Source organism: Pseudoalteromonas sp. B62 (assembly GCF_037162565.1).
Lineage (GTDB): Bacteria > Pseudomonadota > Gammaproteobacteria > Enterobacterales > Alteromonadaceae > Pseudoalteromonas > Pseudoalteromonas fuliginea.
Genome location: NZ_JARLVB010000002.1, coordinates 2,874,733 through 2,892,113, shown reverse-complemented (window position 1 = coordinate 2,892,113; position 17,381 = coordinate 2,874,733). Strand labels below are relative to the sequence as shown.

At 38.9% G+C, this 17,381-nt stretch carries 11 protein-coding genes and 1 pseudogene; 4 read left to right on the top strand and 8 right to left on the bottom strand.

The features are described from left to right. Positions 1-54 precede the first annotated feature (54 nt). Both nrdB and yfaE read left to right on the top strand, forming a co-directional pair. Positions 55-1,185 carry a class Ia ribonucleoside-diphosphate reductase subunit beta gene (gene nrdB / locus P4S71_RS17480; RefSeq protein ID WP_007376605.1) on the top strand — a complete coding sequence of 377 codons (1,131 nt, stop codon included), beginning with the start codon at positions 55-57 and terminating at the stop codon, positions 1,183-1,185. Continuing rightward, entirely contained in the window at positions 1,185-1,457 is a 273-nt protein-coding gene (yfaE, locus tag P4S71_RS17475; protein ID WP_337151140.1) for a class I ribonucleotide reductase maintenance protein YfaE, read from the top strand. Before nrdB ends, yfaE begins: the two co-directional genes overlap by 1 nt. Positions 1,458-1,537: 80 nt before the next feature. On the opposite strand, the gene aldA is transcribed toward yfaE, so the two are convergent. From aldA to P4S71_RS17460, 3 genes are read right to left on the bottom strand one after another with little or no spacing between them, the layout of a single operon-like run. Beyond that, the gene (aldA, locus tag P4S71_RS17470; protein ID WP_149605580.1) at positions 1,538-2,986 is read right to left on the bottom strand and encodes an aldehyde dehydrogenase; all 1,449 of its coding nucleotides are present in this window, start codon (positions 2,984-2,986) and stop codon (positions 1,538-1,540) included. Between the two features lie 4 nt (positions 2,987-2,990). After that, entirely contained in the window at positions 2,991-3,755 is a 765-nt protein-coding gene (locus P4S71_RS17465) for a 2,5-didehydro-3-deoxy-L-galactonate 5-reductase (protein WP_096794108.1), read from the bottom strand. Between the two features lie 31 nt (positions 3,756-3,786). Then, a complete protein-coding gene (locus tag P4S71_RS17460; protein ID WP_337151139.1) occupies positions 3,787-4,809 on the bottom strand; it encodes a zinc-dependent alcohol dehydrogenase in 1,023 nt (340 codons plus the stop codon). A gap of 290 nt (positions 4,810-5,099) precedes the next feature. Here P4S71_RS17460 and P4S71_RS17455 point away from each other — a divergent pair. Then, positions 5,100-7,054: pseudogene (locus P4S71_RS17455) on the top strand (CRTAC1 family protein). 62 nt (positions 7,055-7,116) lie between these two features. On the opposite strand, the gene P4S71_RS17450 reads toward P4S71_RS17455, so the two are convergent. After that, positions 7,117-8,520, bottom strand: a complete 1,404-nt coding sequence (locus P4S71_RS17450; protein WP_442961691.1) for a sulfatase family protein — start codon at positions 8,518-8,520, stop codon at positions 7,117-7,119. A gap of 54 nt (positions 8,521-8,574) precedes the next feature. Then, positions 8,575-9,987, bottom strand: coding sequence for a sulfatase-like hydrolase/transferase (locus tag P4S71_RS17445; RefSeq protein WP_337151138.1), 1,413 nt, complete (start codon positions 9,985-9,987; stop codon positions 8,575-8,577). A gap of 817 nt (positions 9,988-10,804) precedes the next feature. Between P4S71_RS17445 and P4S71_RS17440 the strand changes: the two genes are divergently transcribed. Continuing rightward, complete coding sequence (locus tag P4S71_RS17440; RefSeq protein WP_337151137.1) at positions 10,805-11,698, top strand: helix-turn-helix transcriptional regulator; 894 nt, start codon at positions 10,805-10,807, stop codon at positions 11,696-11,698. Between the two features lie 2 nt (positions 11,699-11,700). Here P4S71_RS17440 and P4S71_RS17435 read toward each other — a convergent pair whose 3' ends face one another. From P4S71_RS17435 to P4S71_RS17425, 3 genes are all read right to left on the bottom strand, one after another. Next, complete coding sequence (locus tag P4S71_RS17435) at positions 11,701-14,019, bottom strand: beta-galactosidase (RefSeq protein ID WP_337151136.1); 2,319 nt, start codon at positions 14,017-14,019, stop codon at positions 11,701-11,703. A 64-nt stretch (positions 14,020-14,083) separates the two neighbouring features. Beyond that, positions 14,084-16,219 carry a sigma-70 family RNA polymerase sigma factor gene (locus P4S71_RS17430; protein WP_337151135.1) on the bottom strand — a complete coding sequence of 712 codons (2,136 nt, stop codon included), beginning with the start codon at positions 16,217-16,219 and terminating at the stop codon, positions 14,084-14,086. Between the two features lie 9 nt (positions 16,220-16,228). Further along, positions 16,229-17,377: a lactonase family protein gene (locus P4S71_RS17425; RefSeq protein WP_337151134.1), complete on the bottom strand. Its 1,149-nt coding sequence runs from the start codon at positions 17,375-17,377 to the stop codon at positions 16,229-16,231. Positions 17,378-17,381: the final 4 nt, after the last annotated feature.

Below are 17,381 nucleotides of genomic sequence, written 5' to 3'. Positions count from 1 at the left end.
TATTTTAAGCGGGCATTTAGCCCGCTTTTTCTGATAGTTTTTTGAGTGATAAACATGTCTTATACTACTTTTAGCCGAAACCATAATAACCAAATGCAAGAGCCAATGTTTTTTGGCCAAACTGTAAACGTATCTCGTTACGACCAACAAAAATACCCAATTTTTGAAAAGCTAATTGAAAAGCAACTGTCTTTCTTTTGGCGTCCTGAGGAAGTAGATGTAAGTAAAGACCGTTTAGACTTTCAAGCATTACCAGATCACGAAAAGCATATATTTTTAAGCAACTTAAAATACCAAACACTGCTTGATAGTGTACAAGGTCGTTCGCCAAACGTGGCTCTACTTCCAATTGTATCGCTACCAGAGCTTGAAACATGGATAGAAACATGGGCGTTCAGTGAAACAATTCACAGCCGCTCATACACGCATATTATCCGTAACGTAACACAAGCACCTGAGCTTATTTTTGATGACATTGTTAGCAACGATAAAATTAGCGAACGTGCTGATGCGGTAACAAAATATTACGATGACCTAATTAACTCTGTATCACTTTACAATTTATACGGTGAAGGCAAACACGAAATTAACGGTAAAACTGTTATCGTGAATTTATTTGAGCTTAAAAAGAAACTTTACCTTGCAATGATGTCGGTAAATATTTTAGAGGCGATTCGTTTTTACGTAAGCTTTGCATGTTCGTTTGCGTTTGCTGAGCGTGAACTGATGGAAGGTAACGCTAAAATCATCAAGCTTATTGCGCGCGATGAAGCACTGCATCTTTCGGGTACTCAGCATATTTTAAATATTATGCAAGACGGTAAAGACGACCCAGAAATGGCGATTGTTGCCGCTCAGTGCCGAGACGAAGCAATTAAAATGTTTGTTGAAGCCGCAGAGCAAGAAAAAGAATGGGCAGAATACCTGTTTAAAGATGGCTCAATGATTGGTTTAAATAAACATATTTTATGTCAGTACGTTGAATACATCACCAACGCCCGTATGACTGCGATTGGCTTACCTGCACAGTTTGAAAACAACAGTAACCCTATTCCATGGATCAACTCATGGCTCGTGTCTGATAATGTACAAGTAGCACCACAAGAAGCAGAAATAAGCTCATACCTTGTTGGTCAAATTGACTCTCAAGTTGATGCATCAGAATTTGGTGATTTTGATTTATAATGAGTGACAAGTCTACTGCAAGCATAACGCTTGCAGAAAACAGCCAGTGTATAGAATTTAATACTGGCTGCCCTTCTCTTTTACACTGCTTAGAATCCATGAAAATAGTCGTCGCATTCCAATGCCGTGAAGGCTACTGTGGAGCTTGCAGAGCTACTTTAGTGTCTGGCAGTGTTGAGTATAACGAAGAGCCACTTGCGTTTGTGCGAGAAGGCGAAATATTGTTGTGCTGCTGTAAACCCAATGGCGATATAAGTATTAATTTAAAGTAATCTGCTGACAAATAAAAAGCCAATAATGAAAACATTATTGGCTTTTTGCTTAAGCTGCATTACGGCTAAATTTTGGAATATTATTTTTCTTTCAAATAAACGGTTTTCTTCTCTAGATATTGCTCTAGACCAAATTTACCATCTTCGCCGCCAAAGCCGCTCTGTTTCCAGCCATTATGAAAACCTTGGTGCTGCTCACCCATACCACGGTTAATATAAACTTCACCCACTTCTAATTCGTTAATGGCTTTATTAATATCGAAAAAGTTTTGCGTAAATATATAAGCGCTTAAGCCATAAATACTGTCGTTACAGTATTCAATCGCTTGCTCCATATCTTTAACTTTAACAATAGGGAGTACTGGGCCAAAAGTTTCTTCGTGCACTGCAATGTTATCTTGCTTGACGTCTACAAGTAACGTGGGTTCGTACCAACAACCGCCTTCAAAACCCTCAACAAAAGCAACTTTACCACCAGTGGCGACAGAAGCGCCTTGTTGAATACTTTGTTGAACTATGTGATCAATGTTGTCTATTTCGCGTTGATTACATTTAGGACCCATTTGCGTATCTGGGTTCATAGGATCCCCAACACGAAGTGCTTTTACAGCTGGTATAAATTTAGCCATAAACGCATCGTACACAGACTCTTGAACATATAAACGCTCAACACAGGTACATACTTGCCCGCAGTTAGCAAAACGACCCCAAAGCGCACCTTCAACAGCCTCATCAAGGTCGGCATCGGCCATAACAACCATTGGGGCTTTACCGCCAAGTTCAAGCATTACAGGCGTCATGTATTCTGCGCTAGTTTTGTAGATTTGCTTACCTGCAGCAGTAGAGCCTGTCATGGTGATCATTTTAGTAATTGGGCTTTCACACAATGCTTGGCCAACAACAGAACCTGATCCATTAATTACGTTTAGCACGCCAGCAGGAATACCCGCTTCGTTTGCTAAACGACCTAGCTCGGTGGTTGCTAAAGGTGTTTCTTGAGTAGGTTTTAATACAATAGAGTTACCTGTGATCAACGCAGGTCCAATTTTACGACCAGCCAATGCCAACGGAAAATTCCACGCAGTAATACCCACAACTACGCCTCGTGGCACTTTATGAATGTATATTTTTTCATCATCGTTATCTGAAGGTAAAATATCGCCTTCAATAGTAAGTGCATGGTCGCATGCATAGTCAATAAAAGTCGCTGTTACGTCGACTTCCATTTGTGCAACTGATAGTAATTTACCTTGCTCTGCAACAAGCATTGGCGCAAGAATATCTTTATTTTCACGAATTTTGTTAGCAAACACACGCAATATATTTTGACGTGTGCGAGCTGTCAATTTAGCCCACTTTTTCTGCCCTACATTCGCTGATTCAAGTGCATACTGCGCATCTTCTATACAGCCTTTTGGTATTTCACCAATTTTTTTACCTGTAGATGGGCTTAATATTTCAATCGTGCCACTTGCTTTAGAAGCAACATATTCGCCATTTATAAAATTCACATTATTATGAAAGTTCATTGAACTATCTCCCCATCCATCCGCCATCAACCAATAAAATAGCGCCGTTTACGTAACTAGCAGCCTCAGAAGCCAAGAACACAGCAGGCCCTTTAAAGTCTTCAGGATTTCCCCATCGACCTTGTGGAATACGCGCTAAGATGGCTGCATTACGCTCTTTGTCATTGCGTAATGCCTCAGTGTTATCAGTATCAATGTAACCTGGCGCAATCGCATTTACATTAATGCCTTTGCCAGCCCATTCATTAGAAAGCGCCATAACCAATTGCCCAATAGCACCTTTACTAGCTGCGTAACCTGGTACTGTAATACCACCTTGAAAAGTGAGCAAAGAAGCCGTGAAAATAACTTTACCCTCGCCATGCTCTATCATTTGTTTGCCTATTTCGCGGCTTAAAATAAATTGAGCATTCAAGTTAACTTCAATCACTTTATCCCATAAATCATCGCCATGCTCAGCCGCAGGAGCACGAAGGATTGTACCTGCATTATTGACTAAAATATCAATTTTTGGAAAATCACTTTTTACATCATTAATAAACGAATAAAGCGCATCACGATCACCAAAATCACATTGGTAGGCTTTAAAATTTCGGCCAAGTGCTTTAACTTCTTTTTCTACTTCAGAGTCTTCAAGCTCTAAGCTTGCAGATACACCAATAATATCAGCGCCAGCCTGTGCTAAACCTAGAGCAATACCTTTACCAATACCGCGCTTACAACCTGTAACAAGGGCTACTTTGCCCTCTAAACTAAATTTTTCTAACATATTATTCATTTTCATACCTTTATAATTTTTATTATTGTGGTTTACATTCAACAAGCGCTTTCATACCTTCTGGATTTCCATCCATACTCGCAAATGCACTACCAATATCAGTTAACGAACTAACCGAACTAATAAAAGGTTTAAGATCTATTTGGCCCGATGAAATTAATTCGATAGCCCAATCAAAGTCGGCCGCTTCATATACACGTGCACCTAATAACTCCAACTCTTTCCAAAAGAATTGAAATAAATCGATTTCAGGTTTAACACTGTGAATAGCCACCATGACTATACGACCCCGGCGCCCTGCTATTTCAGTCATAGCCTCTATTGCGGGTTTTACGCCTGATACTTCAAATACAACATCAGCACCTTTTGTTTGCGTCCAGCTATCTACATAGGCAGCTAAATCTTCTTCAATGGGATTAACCGATTTAACACCTAGCTCATCGGCAAAAGCACGGCGGCTTTCGTTAGGCTCAGACACGAGTACTTCTGCGCCAACACTTTTAGAAACCGCAGCAACTAATTGCCCAATTGGCCCGCCACCAAGCACAACAACTTTCTCACCCGCTTGTAAGCGCGAGCGTCGTACATCATGGCACGCAACCGATAACGGCTCTATTAATGCGCCTTGTTTTAAATCAACGCCTGCTGGTAATTTATGCAAAGTACGCGCTTTAACTGTCCAGCTTGACTGAAAAGCACCTGGCGTATCTATTCCCATAAACTTTAAGTTTTGACAAATATGCGTATGCCCTGCATTACACGTAGGACAATCGCCACACCAATCTAGTGGACGTACTACCACGTTTTCGCCGACAGCAAAGCCTTCAACTCCTTCACCTATTTCTGCAACAACACCTGATATTTCATGGCCAATTGTTTGCGGAATAGACACTCGTTGATCCATCACACCATGGTATATGTGCATATCAGTACCACAAATCCCAACGTATCCAACACTCAATCTAATCTCACCCGCTTTAGGTTTAATAGATGTGCCTTCAACAATGTTAAATGACTTGTTACCTATATATTGTGCAGCTTGCATATTTTTATACCTTCAAGAATGTTTAATTAAATAGTGACCAAGTAATGCATCATTAAAACAATGACGATACGAGGAATATCAAAGTGAACTATCACATCTTTGATATGGTTTATTGTTAACAATTTACACCTAGGTATGTAATTTGTAAAGCCACTCTTAATATTTAATATAACTTCAGAGCAGTAAAGCGAGTCCGTTAAAACATTAAGGCTTGGGTAATAAAATTTACTTGTATGTTTTACTTTCAATCTATATTGTCAACAATCAACACAATGTAAGGAGGCACAATAGTGATTAAAAACAAAAAATCAATTTTTAGCTTAGTGATAATTAGCGCTATGAACTTAGCGGGATGCAGCCAAACCACACAAACGCCTAGTAGCCAAACAAGTAACAACGTTGTATTTTCTGATGTGTCTGAACAAGCTGGCTTAATAACACAAAAAACTGGAAATATGGCGGCCCTACCATTGCCGATATAAACAGTGATGGTCATTATGACCTGCTGCTAACAAATCACGACACCACTCCTATTCGTTTATTTATGGCAAATGGAGATGGCACATACACACTACAAAACGATATTTCTCCACGAGCAGATCTACACGGTATGTCGACCGGTGATTACGACAACGATGGTGATCTCGATGTACTTATTGCACTAGGTGGTGGAAATGGCACTACACCTCAACCCCAGCGACTACTTAAAAACAATAATGGTAAATTTGAAGATAAAACCGTCGAAGCTGGCTTATCTAAAATGGGGGCTCGCGGGCGTTCTGTGCGCTGGGTTGATATAGATAGCGATGGTGATCTTGATTTTATCCAAGTAAACGCCGAAAAATTAATTCACGAAAACTCCCCTCGTAATATCATTTTTGAAAATATCGGCAATGGAAAATTTACTTATCACCCATCAGCTACTTTTGAAAATATAAAAGCCGAGCGTGTATTATTAACCGATTACAATAACGATGACATCCTCGATATTTTTGCTTTTGATGGATACAACGATTTAACTATTTATCAAGGTAATAACGACTTTACCTTTGCCAATGTTACTAAAGATCTATTAGGTGCAAATAGTGAAGCCTACAAAGGCACGCTCGCAGTTGCACAAGCTGATATAGATAACGACGGCGATATGGACTACTACCTTGCTCGCGGAAAGCTAAGCTACGCTATCGCTAATAACAGTCTATCGTTTAATAAAGGCAGCAAACGGCTAGACCTGCGTGATGAAGGTAATAAAAGTCACGATGGCATAACACTCATTACCGACAACACAAACTCAGGAAGCCTTATACTAAGTGACTTTTATCACTTCCCGCGTGCCAAGCTATTAAGCCATATGGATGTATACATAGGCGAGAAAAAAGAATTAATAAATACACCCAATAAAAACACCACCATTAGCCAGAAAAGAGCACGCGGGTTTCCAACTAAGCTTGATAAAACAGGCTGGTACATTGGGTATTTAGGGAATAATAAATGGCGAGTAGAATGGGTACTTACCGATAACCTTGCATGGGATGTACGCGCATCATTCAAAAATGTAAAAGGCTATCAAAGCGATTGGCAACCACAAAATCTCGCCCTTCCTGATGTATTACTACGTAACGATAATGGTAAGCTAGTTGATATTTCATCTAAATTACCAGCATTAACAAACAGTAATAACTGGGGAGTTGTACCTGGCGATTTTAATAACGACACAAAAATAGACTTTATGGTCTATCGCTTTGGTGAACTAAAAGAGCGAGTTGCCGATGTTTTACTCATTAACCAAGGTGATTACAACTTTAAAGCAACAATCACTCATAACGCCGATACCGAACGTGGCTTAGACTCACACGGCGATATGGGAGCCGCATTTGACTTCAACCTAGACGGAAAACTCGACCTACTAAGCGGAGATGAAGATAACGGCCAATGGCATTTATATAAAAATACCACAGAGTTAAGTCACGCCCACTTCACCCTTATTCGAGTTGGGTACTCAAAAAGTGGGGTTGATCCATATGGTGCAAAAGTACAAATTAAAACAGCAACTGCGAGCCAATATCAAGTTATTGGTTCACAAAGTGCTACCCACTCGCAAAGCTTACTTAATATTGTACATTTTGGATTAGCACAGGCAGATTCAATCTCATCAGTTATTGTTACATGGCGAGATGGCAGCTCTGAGCATTTAAATAAACAACCTACAGATCAATTGATAAGTGTTGGTAACTTAAATAACTGATCTATAGCCGCAACTCTCATACCCCCTTAATTAAGCGAATAACGACAGGGGGCTTATTATATTTACTTGATAATGTAATTTGGGATTTGTTTTGCCTGTTCAATATTCTGCTTATTTAACTGCTCAAAAAACTTATCTATTTGTGCTTTGTATTCCCATGATTGCTGCAATACATTATTTGTATTGTGCTTATTCCACTCATTCCACAGCTTGGCTAATTTCGCTTGTTCAGCGGGTAATGTATCAACCAAGTTATGTTGCTCATACGGATCCGCTTTCATATCAAAAAAACTACGGCCTACATTCGGTAGTGGTTGGTTCATATATTTATAATCAGCGGTACGTACAGCATAAATATTCGGTGCCTCTTCTAAGCGCCAAAATAACGCCTGATGTGGGCTGCCTTGTTTAGTGCCTTGTAAAAATGGCAGTAAATTAACACCATCTAATTTCTTATTATCAGCACCCGCTAGTGCAACTGAGGTTGCAGCAATATCAAGTGACGATACTAAACCAGTAAACTCTTCGCCTTTAGGAATTACCCCTGGCCAATGAGCGATAAAAGGAACGTGGATCCCGCCTTCTAGTAAAGCCACTTTACCTCTTCTAAAAGGTGAATTGTCAGCCCAATCGCTAGTCGGTTGCCAGCTTTCAGGAAATACCCCGCCATTATCCGATAAAAAGATAATAAGTGTATTATCTAACTGATTTATGTCTTTAAGTGCATCGACTACCATACCTATACCTTCATCCATAACATCAATCATGGCTGCATAAACACGTCGGTCTTCATCTTCAATATGCTTATATTTTTCAATATATTCAGCGGGTGCTTGTAGTGGCGTGTGAGGTGCGTTGTAAGATAAATACATAAAAAATGGTGATTCTTGCTGTCGGTGAATATACTTCACTGCATCACGACTAAGCGCTGTCGTTAAATATTCATCAAATTCGGTTACTTGAGTGTTACGCATCAGCGGCAGTGAATAACCATCTCCGCCAACCGTCACTTGATCAGGCATATAATTATGCCCGCCATCTAAAAAACCATAGAAATAGTCAAAGCCACGCTTATTAGGCTGAAAATGCGGTGCGCCACCCAAGTGCCACTTACCAAATACCGATGTATGATAGCCAACGTCTTGTAAACGATTAGCAAAGGTATTTTCAGATAGTGGTAGTCCCATATATTTATCTTGTGGCATATAACTTACATTGTTTTCCATACCTAAACGCGCTTGATAACGCCCAGTCAGTAAGCCTACACGTGAAGGACCACAGTAAGGGTGTGTCACATACGCATTTTTAAAGCGGGTGCCATTACTTGCTAATGCATCAATATTAGGTGTTTTAATCTCTTTTGAACCAGTAAACCCTAAGTCACCATACCCTAAATCATCGGCGAGGATCACCACTATATTTGGTTTTTGCTCGCTGGCATTGACATTAAAACTGTTTATACTCATAAACATAGTTATCAGTATCAATAACACGTGTCGTCTCATTATTTAATCCTCTTTTTAATTATTTTTTTGATGTATGCGATAGCTATCCATACGTGTCATTGCATGACCTTCGTATTCACGCTTTAATTGCCATAAAGGTCTTTCTAGTGTTAGTTCCCACTGGAATAGTTTTTTCATCAAGTTCGCTACTTGGTTTGGCTGCGACGATGCCAAATTATGGTTCTCTGATACATCGACAGAAAGATCGTACAATTCAGCGGGCCGGTCAGGAAAACGCAGTAGCTTTAAGTCTTTGTCTCGAATAGCGGCTCGAGATTCCTTTTTCCAGTACAAGGTTTGATGAGGTCGTTGTGTGCTCTTTGATAATAAAAATAGCATCAAATCAACGCCATCGAGCTGCATCTGCTCAGTCACTTTGCCATTAGCAGCATGAATAAAAGTCGGTAGTAAATCGAGTGAACTCACCGGATACGTATAGCGCGTATTATTACTTGAAAGCCTTTTTGGCCACTTTAATAAAATAGGTACTCGGATCCCGCCTTCAAGATGATTGGCTTTAGTACCACTTAATGGATAATTATCGGCATAATTTTGATCAGTCGGTCCGCCATTATCATTAATAAACACCACTAGAGTGTTATCACTAATTTTAAGTGCGTTAAGCTTATCTAATACGACAGCAATAGCGCGATCCATAGCAAAATTCATCGCAGCTAATATTTTTCTCTTACCTGTTAAATGTGGAAATTGAGCTAAATCAGCATTCGTTGCTTGCATCGGCGCATGCACCGCTGAAAACGATAGTACTGCAAAGAAAGGTTGTTTATTGACGACGGATTGACCAATAAAATGACTGGTTTGAGTCGCCAGTGCATCTGTTAAGTACCCTTCGTGTTCAATATAGTGTTTAAAGTCTCGCTCCATCTTTTGGGAAGGGTAAGCTTGTTGTTCCTCATTACTGTATGCAAAATAACCACGCGCACCTTCACGAAAGCCATAAAAGTTCTCAAAGCCACGCTTAGTTGGATGATAATCATCGTGATTACCTTGATGCCATTTACCAAATAATCCCGTGTGATAACCCAGTTCTTTGAGGTGATCGGCCATAGTAACTTGAGTAAGAGGTAAGCCCATTTTGTCGCCAGTGAAGCCTGATTTACTCATATAACCTGGCACATTATTTTCTTCAAAACCGAATCTTTGCTGATATTTCCCCGTATACAAGCCCGCGCGTGAAGGCCCACACACAGCCGCTGTAACATAGGCTTGTTCAAATACAACACTCTGACTTGCCAACTTATCGATTGTTGGCGTTTGCATTACTTCACTGCCCTGAAAGCCAAAGTCGTGATAACCCGCATCATCCGCAATAACCAGCAATATATTAGGTTTTTCCTCGCCGTAACATACATTACTCAATACACTAAGCAGCAATAACCAATAGACAGATTTTAAATTAATACGCATATATTCCCTTTATAACAAACATCTAAATTGATATTTAAATAATGCGTTACTTTAAATTAAGTGTTGGTTTTGCTGCATTCAATATCCTCCATAACGAGTTATAAAATAATCTTTTCATTATTAATCAACAGACTAAAAGAGGGGGATTTAAATTTACCATACTAAAAAAGTAAATTGTTAACAAAGCTTGACTTGTAACCCCCATCACCACTATTGTTTTGGTTCTTGCCTTATAAAAATAAAAAATAGCTATGTATTACACCGAATTAAACTGGGATATATTTTTACGTACCGTGATCCCATTTGCGGCTGCCAACATTTTCATTATGGTACTCATTTATTTTACGCTTGTGCGCGAACGCATTGGTGATGCCTACCCTTTTTATTGCGCTTTTATAATCTGTTTTATTCTTTTTTATGCGGCCCAATTATTAATGTAATGCCACTTAATGAAGGGAAAAGATGGTATGATTTTTTTAGAAACATTTTACTTTTTAGTATTGGCATCCCCTGTTTACTTTATGCACTATTAACACAAGCTAAGTTGCAATTACCAAAAACCTTATTAATAGCACCCGTTATACTAGGGATTGCATGGTCGTGCTTTTTCCTCTGTGCAGCCCCCTTATATTTTTACAGTCCCAATGAGCTACCTTGGTTAGTTAAGTTAGAAAACATAAACCCACAGCATATTTACTCATCCCAATTGCTTTTAATCAGCGTGCAATTATTGCTCCCTTGTATTTTACTATTACAAAAAAATCTCAAAGCGTATGTTGCAACCCATGTTTATGGTGCGCTCACACTGAGTGTTTTTATGTGCATTGGTAACGCATTTGAGCTGTGGGTGATTTACTATGTTGGTGCAAGCTTAAGTGCACTAATTTGGAGCTGGGCGGTTTATAACGATATTCAATTTACTAATGATAAAATTAAACAACACACAGAACACCAAAATGCACTCGCCATAGCGCAATTTACAGCAGCTAATAATCGCGACTTTAGCCAATATTACCTAGACAAATTGAATAAAGCATATCCACTGAAAGAGCGTGCTGATCTACTTGAGATTATCTGCACTGCTAATCCACATTTAACAGCGACCAAGTTAGACGAACTATTAGTTAAGCTAAAAATTTACTGTGACAATTCGTTAAGCTGTTATCAGATCAGGGCAAAAGAAATCGCATTTATGATATTTGATAGGGTCATTTTTCATTGCGGAAATAGTAAAGCATTACTTGGTGAACTGGAGAATATCGGTAATCACCTTGATGATGCTAACACTATCATCAATATTGATAGTGCCCTGCATCAAGTGATCACAGTATTACACCACGCAATTAATCAGTTAAATAGTAACACCCCTGACATGCAGCTGGTTGATAAAGTAAAAGCGTATATTATTGAGCAATACCACCATGATATATCCATTGCAGATATTGTCAGTGCTGTGGGTGCGAGCCGTTCTCACACAATGAAAATTTTTAAACAATTAACGGCAACAACGATTAATCAATATCTAGCTGATGTGAGGATAAACCAAGCTAAATTACTCTTGTTAACTAAAACAGTCACCGAAACAGCCTATGCGGTAGGATTTAATAACTCAGCGTACTTTTCAACGGTATTTAGAAAACACACCGAGTTATCACCAAAAGAATACCAACAACAATGCCAATTAAAATCATCGATGAGGGCTGCTAAATAAGTTTATTTAATTTTCACATCACCATAACGCTGCTGATACAACGATTTATGAACTTGTTTAGCCGCTTCAACTAACTCTGGATAGGGAATGTCTGTTGTTGTTACAAATCCAACATTATAATTTTCGCCATCATACGCCCGACCGGTAATTGGCGAATCAATATATTGGAACCAGTGAGCACCAATTAAATACGGATTATCAATAACCGTTTTCATATAGGTTTTGTACATATCAGCACGATCGCGTTGATTAGCAGCATGGATAATGCCTGGATTCGGTTGACCAGTATCACCTGAACCAATGTGAAATTCCCCAATAATCGTAGGCATATCTAGTTCTTTCAACATATCCCATGTCATCGGGTCTAGTCCTTCACGATAATAATTATAACTGATCACATCGGCATACTTCTTAGCAGACCAGCGAGCTTCTGGCGATGTCCCCCAAGAAGTAAACCTCGCGCCCATATATAAAAGGTCAGGCAATACTGATTTTAAAGAATGATTTACAACCTTAAAATATTCATCGGAGAAACGTATTAACAACCACGACAAATCGGCAATCATAGTGTTATTAAAATTACTGTCTTTTTTATAGTTAACGCCAGTATTATCAAATACCTTCCATGACTTAATATTTCTATTCCATGCCTTATTTAGCTGGCTAATGGTTTTATACTTTTGTTTTAACATATCACTGAACACTGATTTGGTCGGGCTATTCCCAGTCGTTTTAGATAGTGCATCAAGTACAATGCCATAACGTAAGGTTGTTGAGCCCTCTCCTCCCCAGCTCATTTCGTTATCAATAAACACCCCAATACACCAAGGGTTATTTTGTACTTCTTGGGCAATAACTTGAGTGGTTATGTTAGCTCTTTTAACAAATTCAGGATCGAAAGGGTCAGGCATGGCTCCCCAATAATCAAAACCAGAACTCAACCTTTTAAAGTCGCCGATGATCCACCCATTCGCAAAATAGGGAACTTGTTGATTATTATAAAAACTAGCATCGGTCCAATTCCCAAATGAAGTAAAGCCCCAATCTTGCATTCTTTTTAAGGTAACTTCGCGCCATTTATCAATATAAGAATCTGGGTATTGCTGAGCATAACGACGTTCTAAATTTGCTTGGTAAAAGCTAAAAACTTCCCCATGTTGGATTGGTCCAAGATGAGATGAGCGCTTGTAACTATAGTGATTTGCCAACTTATCATTATACTGTGGTAGCCAATTAAACATGGCTCTTCGGTCTGGATAAGCGATGTAGGCTGATTTTTGATATTTAGCTAAATTACTATTTAAGCCCTTTGAATCTTCTGGCGTTACATCATCAGGGTCACGCGCTCTAACCGCATCATCGCGATAATCTACACCTGTAAATGTTGTTGTGTTAGCCATTCGCGCGTTGGCAATACCTGAGGAAAAAAACAAATAACCTTCGGGGTCAACTAACGCCCATTTGCCATTTACTTTTTCCGTACGAAAAAAACCTGTTGCCTTTAACTTAGGCCCTTGCTTCCAACCGCCAAACTTACTTCTATCTGCCCGCGGGGTTACTTTCGACAAATCATTTAACTCTTTATTTGCGATTGCTCTTAATTGTTGTTCAGAGCTGACCTTTAACGGGTAGTTGACCTGTGTAGATTGACCAAATTTATCGACGATGTTTGTTAAAAAATCTGGTTTTGCATCGGGTATCGTTTCGAATCGTAAATTATCGACGGTTACAGCCGTTGGATTTATTTGAGTTTCTGTATAGATAGCGATACTTTCAACTTGGCTAAAATCTACATTGAGTTTAGCGCCTCTCAAGATCATTTTTCGTGCGGCTGTTTTAAAGCTACCAGGAGTGTCTCTGAGTCCTGTATCAACATTTAAAGTCTGGGAGTTGAGCTCAAAATATAATGTAGCGTGCTCGTTAGTTGTAAGCCCAATTGTGCGTCTTTGGACTTGTTTATCTTTACCTGTGATATTCACACTGAGCATCACTGGAAAGTCGCTTACGTTTGAAACATCGAAAAATAAAGCGCTATTGCCCAAAACACTCAGATCCCATAACTTATTCGGTTTGAGTGTGATCCCAGAGAATTTATGCTTAGTGGAAAACGAAAGCTCTAATGCTTTATTTTTATTTTTAATTACTTGTGTCGTTTTTATATTTTTATTTGTTAGTTTATAACTGTTACTAGCGTGCTCAAAATCGTCAATTAAAATAGTCTTGTTATCGTGTTGCAAGTCAAATTCCCTTGCAACACCTTCACCGCTTAAAACTAACGTTGAGTATACAAAGATAGGTAAGCATCTAATTATTTTATTCATTTTATTACCTTATACTTTAACGAGTAATAGGTAATGTTATGAAAACGCACTCTGACACATATTTTTATTCATTTAACTGGTTATGAGTCATTAGTTGAATTATTTGCTGTTGATTCAATGCCGCTTCTACTACATAAAGCTCATCGAGTCCGCCTTTAAAGAACATTTGCTTCTCATGTGTTGCGCCTTCTATGTAACCAATATTTTTGCCTATCGTCAGTGGCCGAGAGGCTGGGTGTTGTAAATTTGTTGCGACTTTAGCGATTGACTTTTTCTGCGTTTTTTCAAGCTTACCATCAACATATAGCAAAACATGTGTCGCTAAGTTACTCTTTAGTCCACCGTATAAAACCACTGCAATATGGTGCCACTCATCATCTCGCAAATCGGTATTACCCACAATTTGAGCATTATAGGTCCCTATTCTGATCCTACCTAAAGGCCCGTCAATTAACTCTGGATTAGGGGAAATTTGCCACGCTGAATAATCTTGCTGTAATCCCCAGCTCACAATGCCGTATGCATTTTCAGGTAAAAAATCACTAGGTACTTTGAGCCAAAAGGCGACCGTTCTGGGGTTATCACTGCCAACACCAGGGTACTGTGTTTCTAACCAATTATTTTCACCATTAAAGCTAATTGCCTTATTATATACACCCGCTACCTCTGTTAACGGTTCATCAATAGGTGATTTATCTTTGGCTACATACTGCTGCCCATCAATACCACGGCCGATGGAGAGATAATTATGTTGCTGCTTATCATCAAATGACCAATGTAATAAGTGAGGCTCCTCTATTGAGTCTCCAGGTAATACACGCATAAAATCAGAAGGTACGCTAACAAAGCTGGTAATTTGATGATTTAAATCAAACGCTAATGCCTGATCTTTTTTCACATGTTGATAAGACTGCGTTTTATTGCCACGCGCTTTTATTTCACCATCGAGCACATGTACTTGAGATTCACCGCTATTAGACACTTCGACGCCAAATTCTGTGCCTAAATCTATTATCTCTGAACTTGGGGTATCAACTCTAAAGCCAATTGCATTTTGTGGTACTCGGGCCACTAACTTACCATGATGAAGCGTTACTTTATCTCTGGATTGCAAATTCACTTTAACCGGCGCTTCTAAAACGAGTACCACGCCATTTTTGAGTAAAATTTCACTGTAACCATGCTCAAGAATAATATCTCCTTGACCTAATTGACTGCCAACAGAAAAATTAGCGTTATGCGAAGCAGTCATTTTTGCGACTTCAGCAAACTTATTTGTGTAGTCCAAGTGCTCTGCCAAAAATATAACGCTGACAAAAAGCATAATACTTGCAGCAAGCGCATACGGGCTTGAAAACCAGCTCATTGTACTTTTCGGCCGAATCGTTTTTTGTTGCTCGCTTAGTTTTGCCATTACACTGCGGGTAAAATTGTCTGGTCGCGTATCCGATTGATGATGTGCTTTTAATAAACGTTCACTCGTCACATATTTACTCACTTGTGCAAGTAAATTAACATCATGCTGACAGGCTTCAAGCAATTCGTCGGCAACATCTTCGCCAGCCAAATACGCGGCTAATAGCTGTTGTTGGTGCTTCGTCATTTGTTCAGTCATGCTCATCGTTGCTGCTGTATTCTTTTTATCAATACATGTTTTCAATGATTGACGAATTCTAAATAAGCGCATAGTCATAGTAGAATGTTTATCTTCATATTTTCGACATAGCTCAGCCAATGAAACACCTAATGTGTAATGTTCAGTTAATAAATTGCGCATTTTCTCGGTTAATTTTTCAAGGCAAATAGTTAAATTATCAAACATATCAAGCTCGGCCCCTTCATGGATATTTTCATCAATGTGTTGATTTATTAAGTGCTCTAACTCATCAGCGCTGCCTAATGCCACGGCTCGGTGTTTACGTTGATGGTTTTTTAATAAATAAGCAGCAATCCCCCTCAACCAAGCTAAAAAGGAACTTTCACTGTTAAACTCAGCGATTTTTTTAAAAGCAATAATAAAGGTCTCTTGTGCTAAATCTTCTGCTTCGTGAGGGGTATTTAGTCGAATAACTAAAAAGGCCCTCACAGCAGACTGATAACGCTCAACTAACAGAGAATATGCAGCAACATTGCCTTGTAATATATCGTCAATTATAGAACCATCACTTTTACCATCTAACGATATTATATTTTCTTTCAAATCAGAGTCCTAATTGAAATAACTGACGTAAGATGGTGCGTCAATTTGCAATTGACTTTGAGTCGTAAATAACTTCCCAGATGATAAATCACGCTTAATAATCACAACATTATTACTATATTGATTAGCCACTAATAGCTGCTTTTGTGATTTTGAAAAATTAAAATCACGAGGATGTAAACCGCCACTTGAGACTTTATTAATTAATTGTAGTCGGGTTTCTGCCATTAATTGATAACCATAAATTGCATTCTCACCGCGCACAGCAACATAAACATGACGACCATCCTCAGAAATACGAATTGCCGATGCAAGGTTTTGTTGCTCGCCAACTTTTGCGGGCATTATATTTGTTTTTGAAACGTGTAATAACGCACCATTTTGTAATATTTTGAAGATACTAATACTGTTACTCAATTCATTTAAGCTAAACACTAATTTTTTAGCCGGATGAAAAGCAAGATGGCGAGGCCCATCCCCCGGCGTTAATTCAATGCGGTGTACTGGCGTAAAATCACTTTTTAAGCTATCAAAAACAATAATCTCGTCTGTACCTAAATCCGTCAAATACAGATAGCGACTTTGCTTATCCCACCCCGAAAAATGTAAATGAGCACTTCGTTGTCTGGGCGTAATACTACTTCCTGTATTAGTAAATTGACCCCGTGATACTAATAATCCTGCCTTATTAATATTAAACAGTTCACTATTACCTGTCGTGTAATTTACAACAGCTAACTGCTGGCGATCATCCGAAATATTAATATGACATAGCCCTTTTCCTTCAATCGGGTACGTTTTAAGCTTTGTAAACGCGTTACTTTTCCAGTCATACACGTTAATAACAGATTTTTTATCAAGCCCTCTGCCAATGCTATACAATTTATTTATTGTCGGTTGCCAATTTAGATAGCTTGGATCGATTGCCGATACAACGACGCGTTCGTTAATTAATAGATCATCACTTTCATTATAAGAAACTAAATAAACGCCCTGATCAGGCTCATTTGTGTAGCTGCCGACTAAAAAATAATTAAGTCGAGATTGTTCATCGCTGATACTTTGACAACCACCAAGGCAAAAAATAAAGGATATAAAAACAAACAGCTGAGCGCACTTTTCAAGTCGTATAAGTAATCCTGTTAGCCATAAACTCATTTAT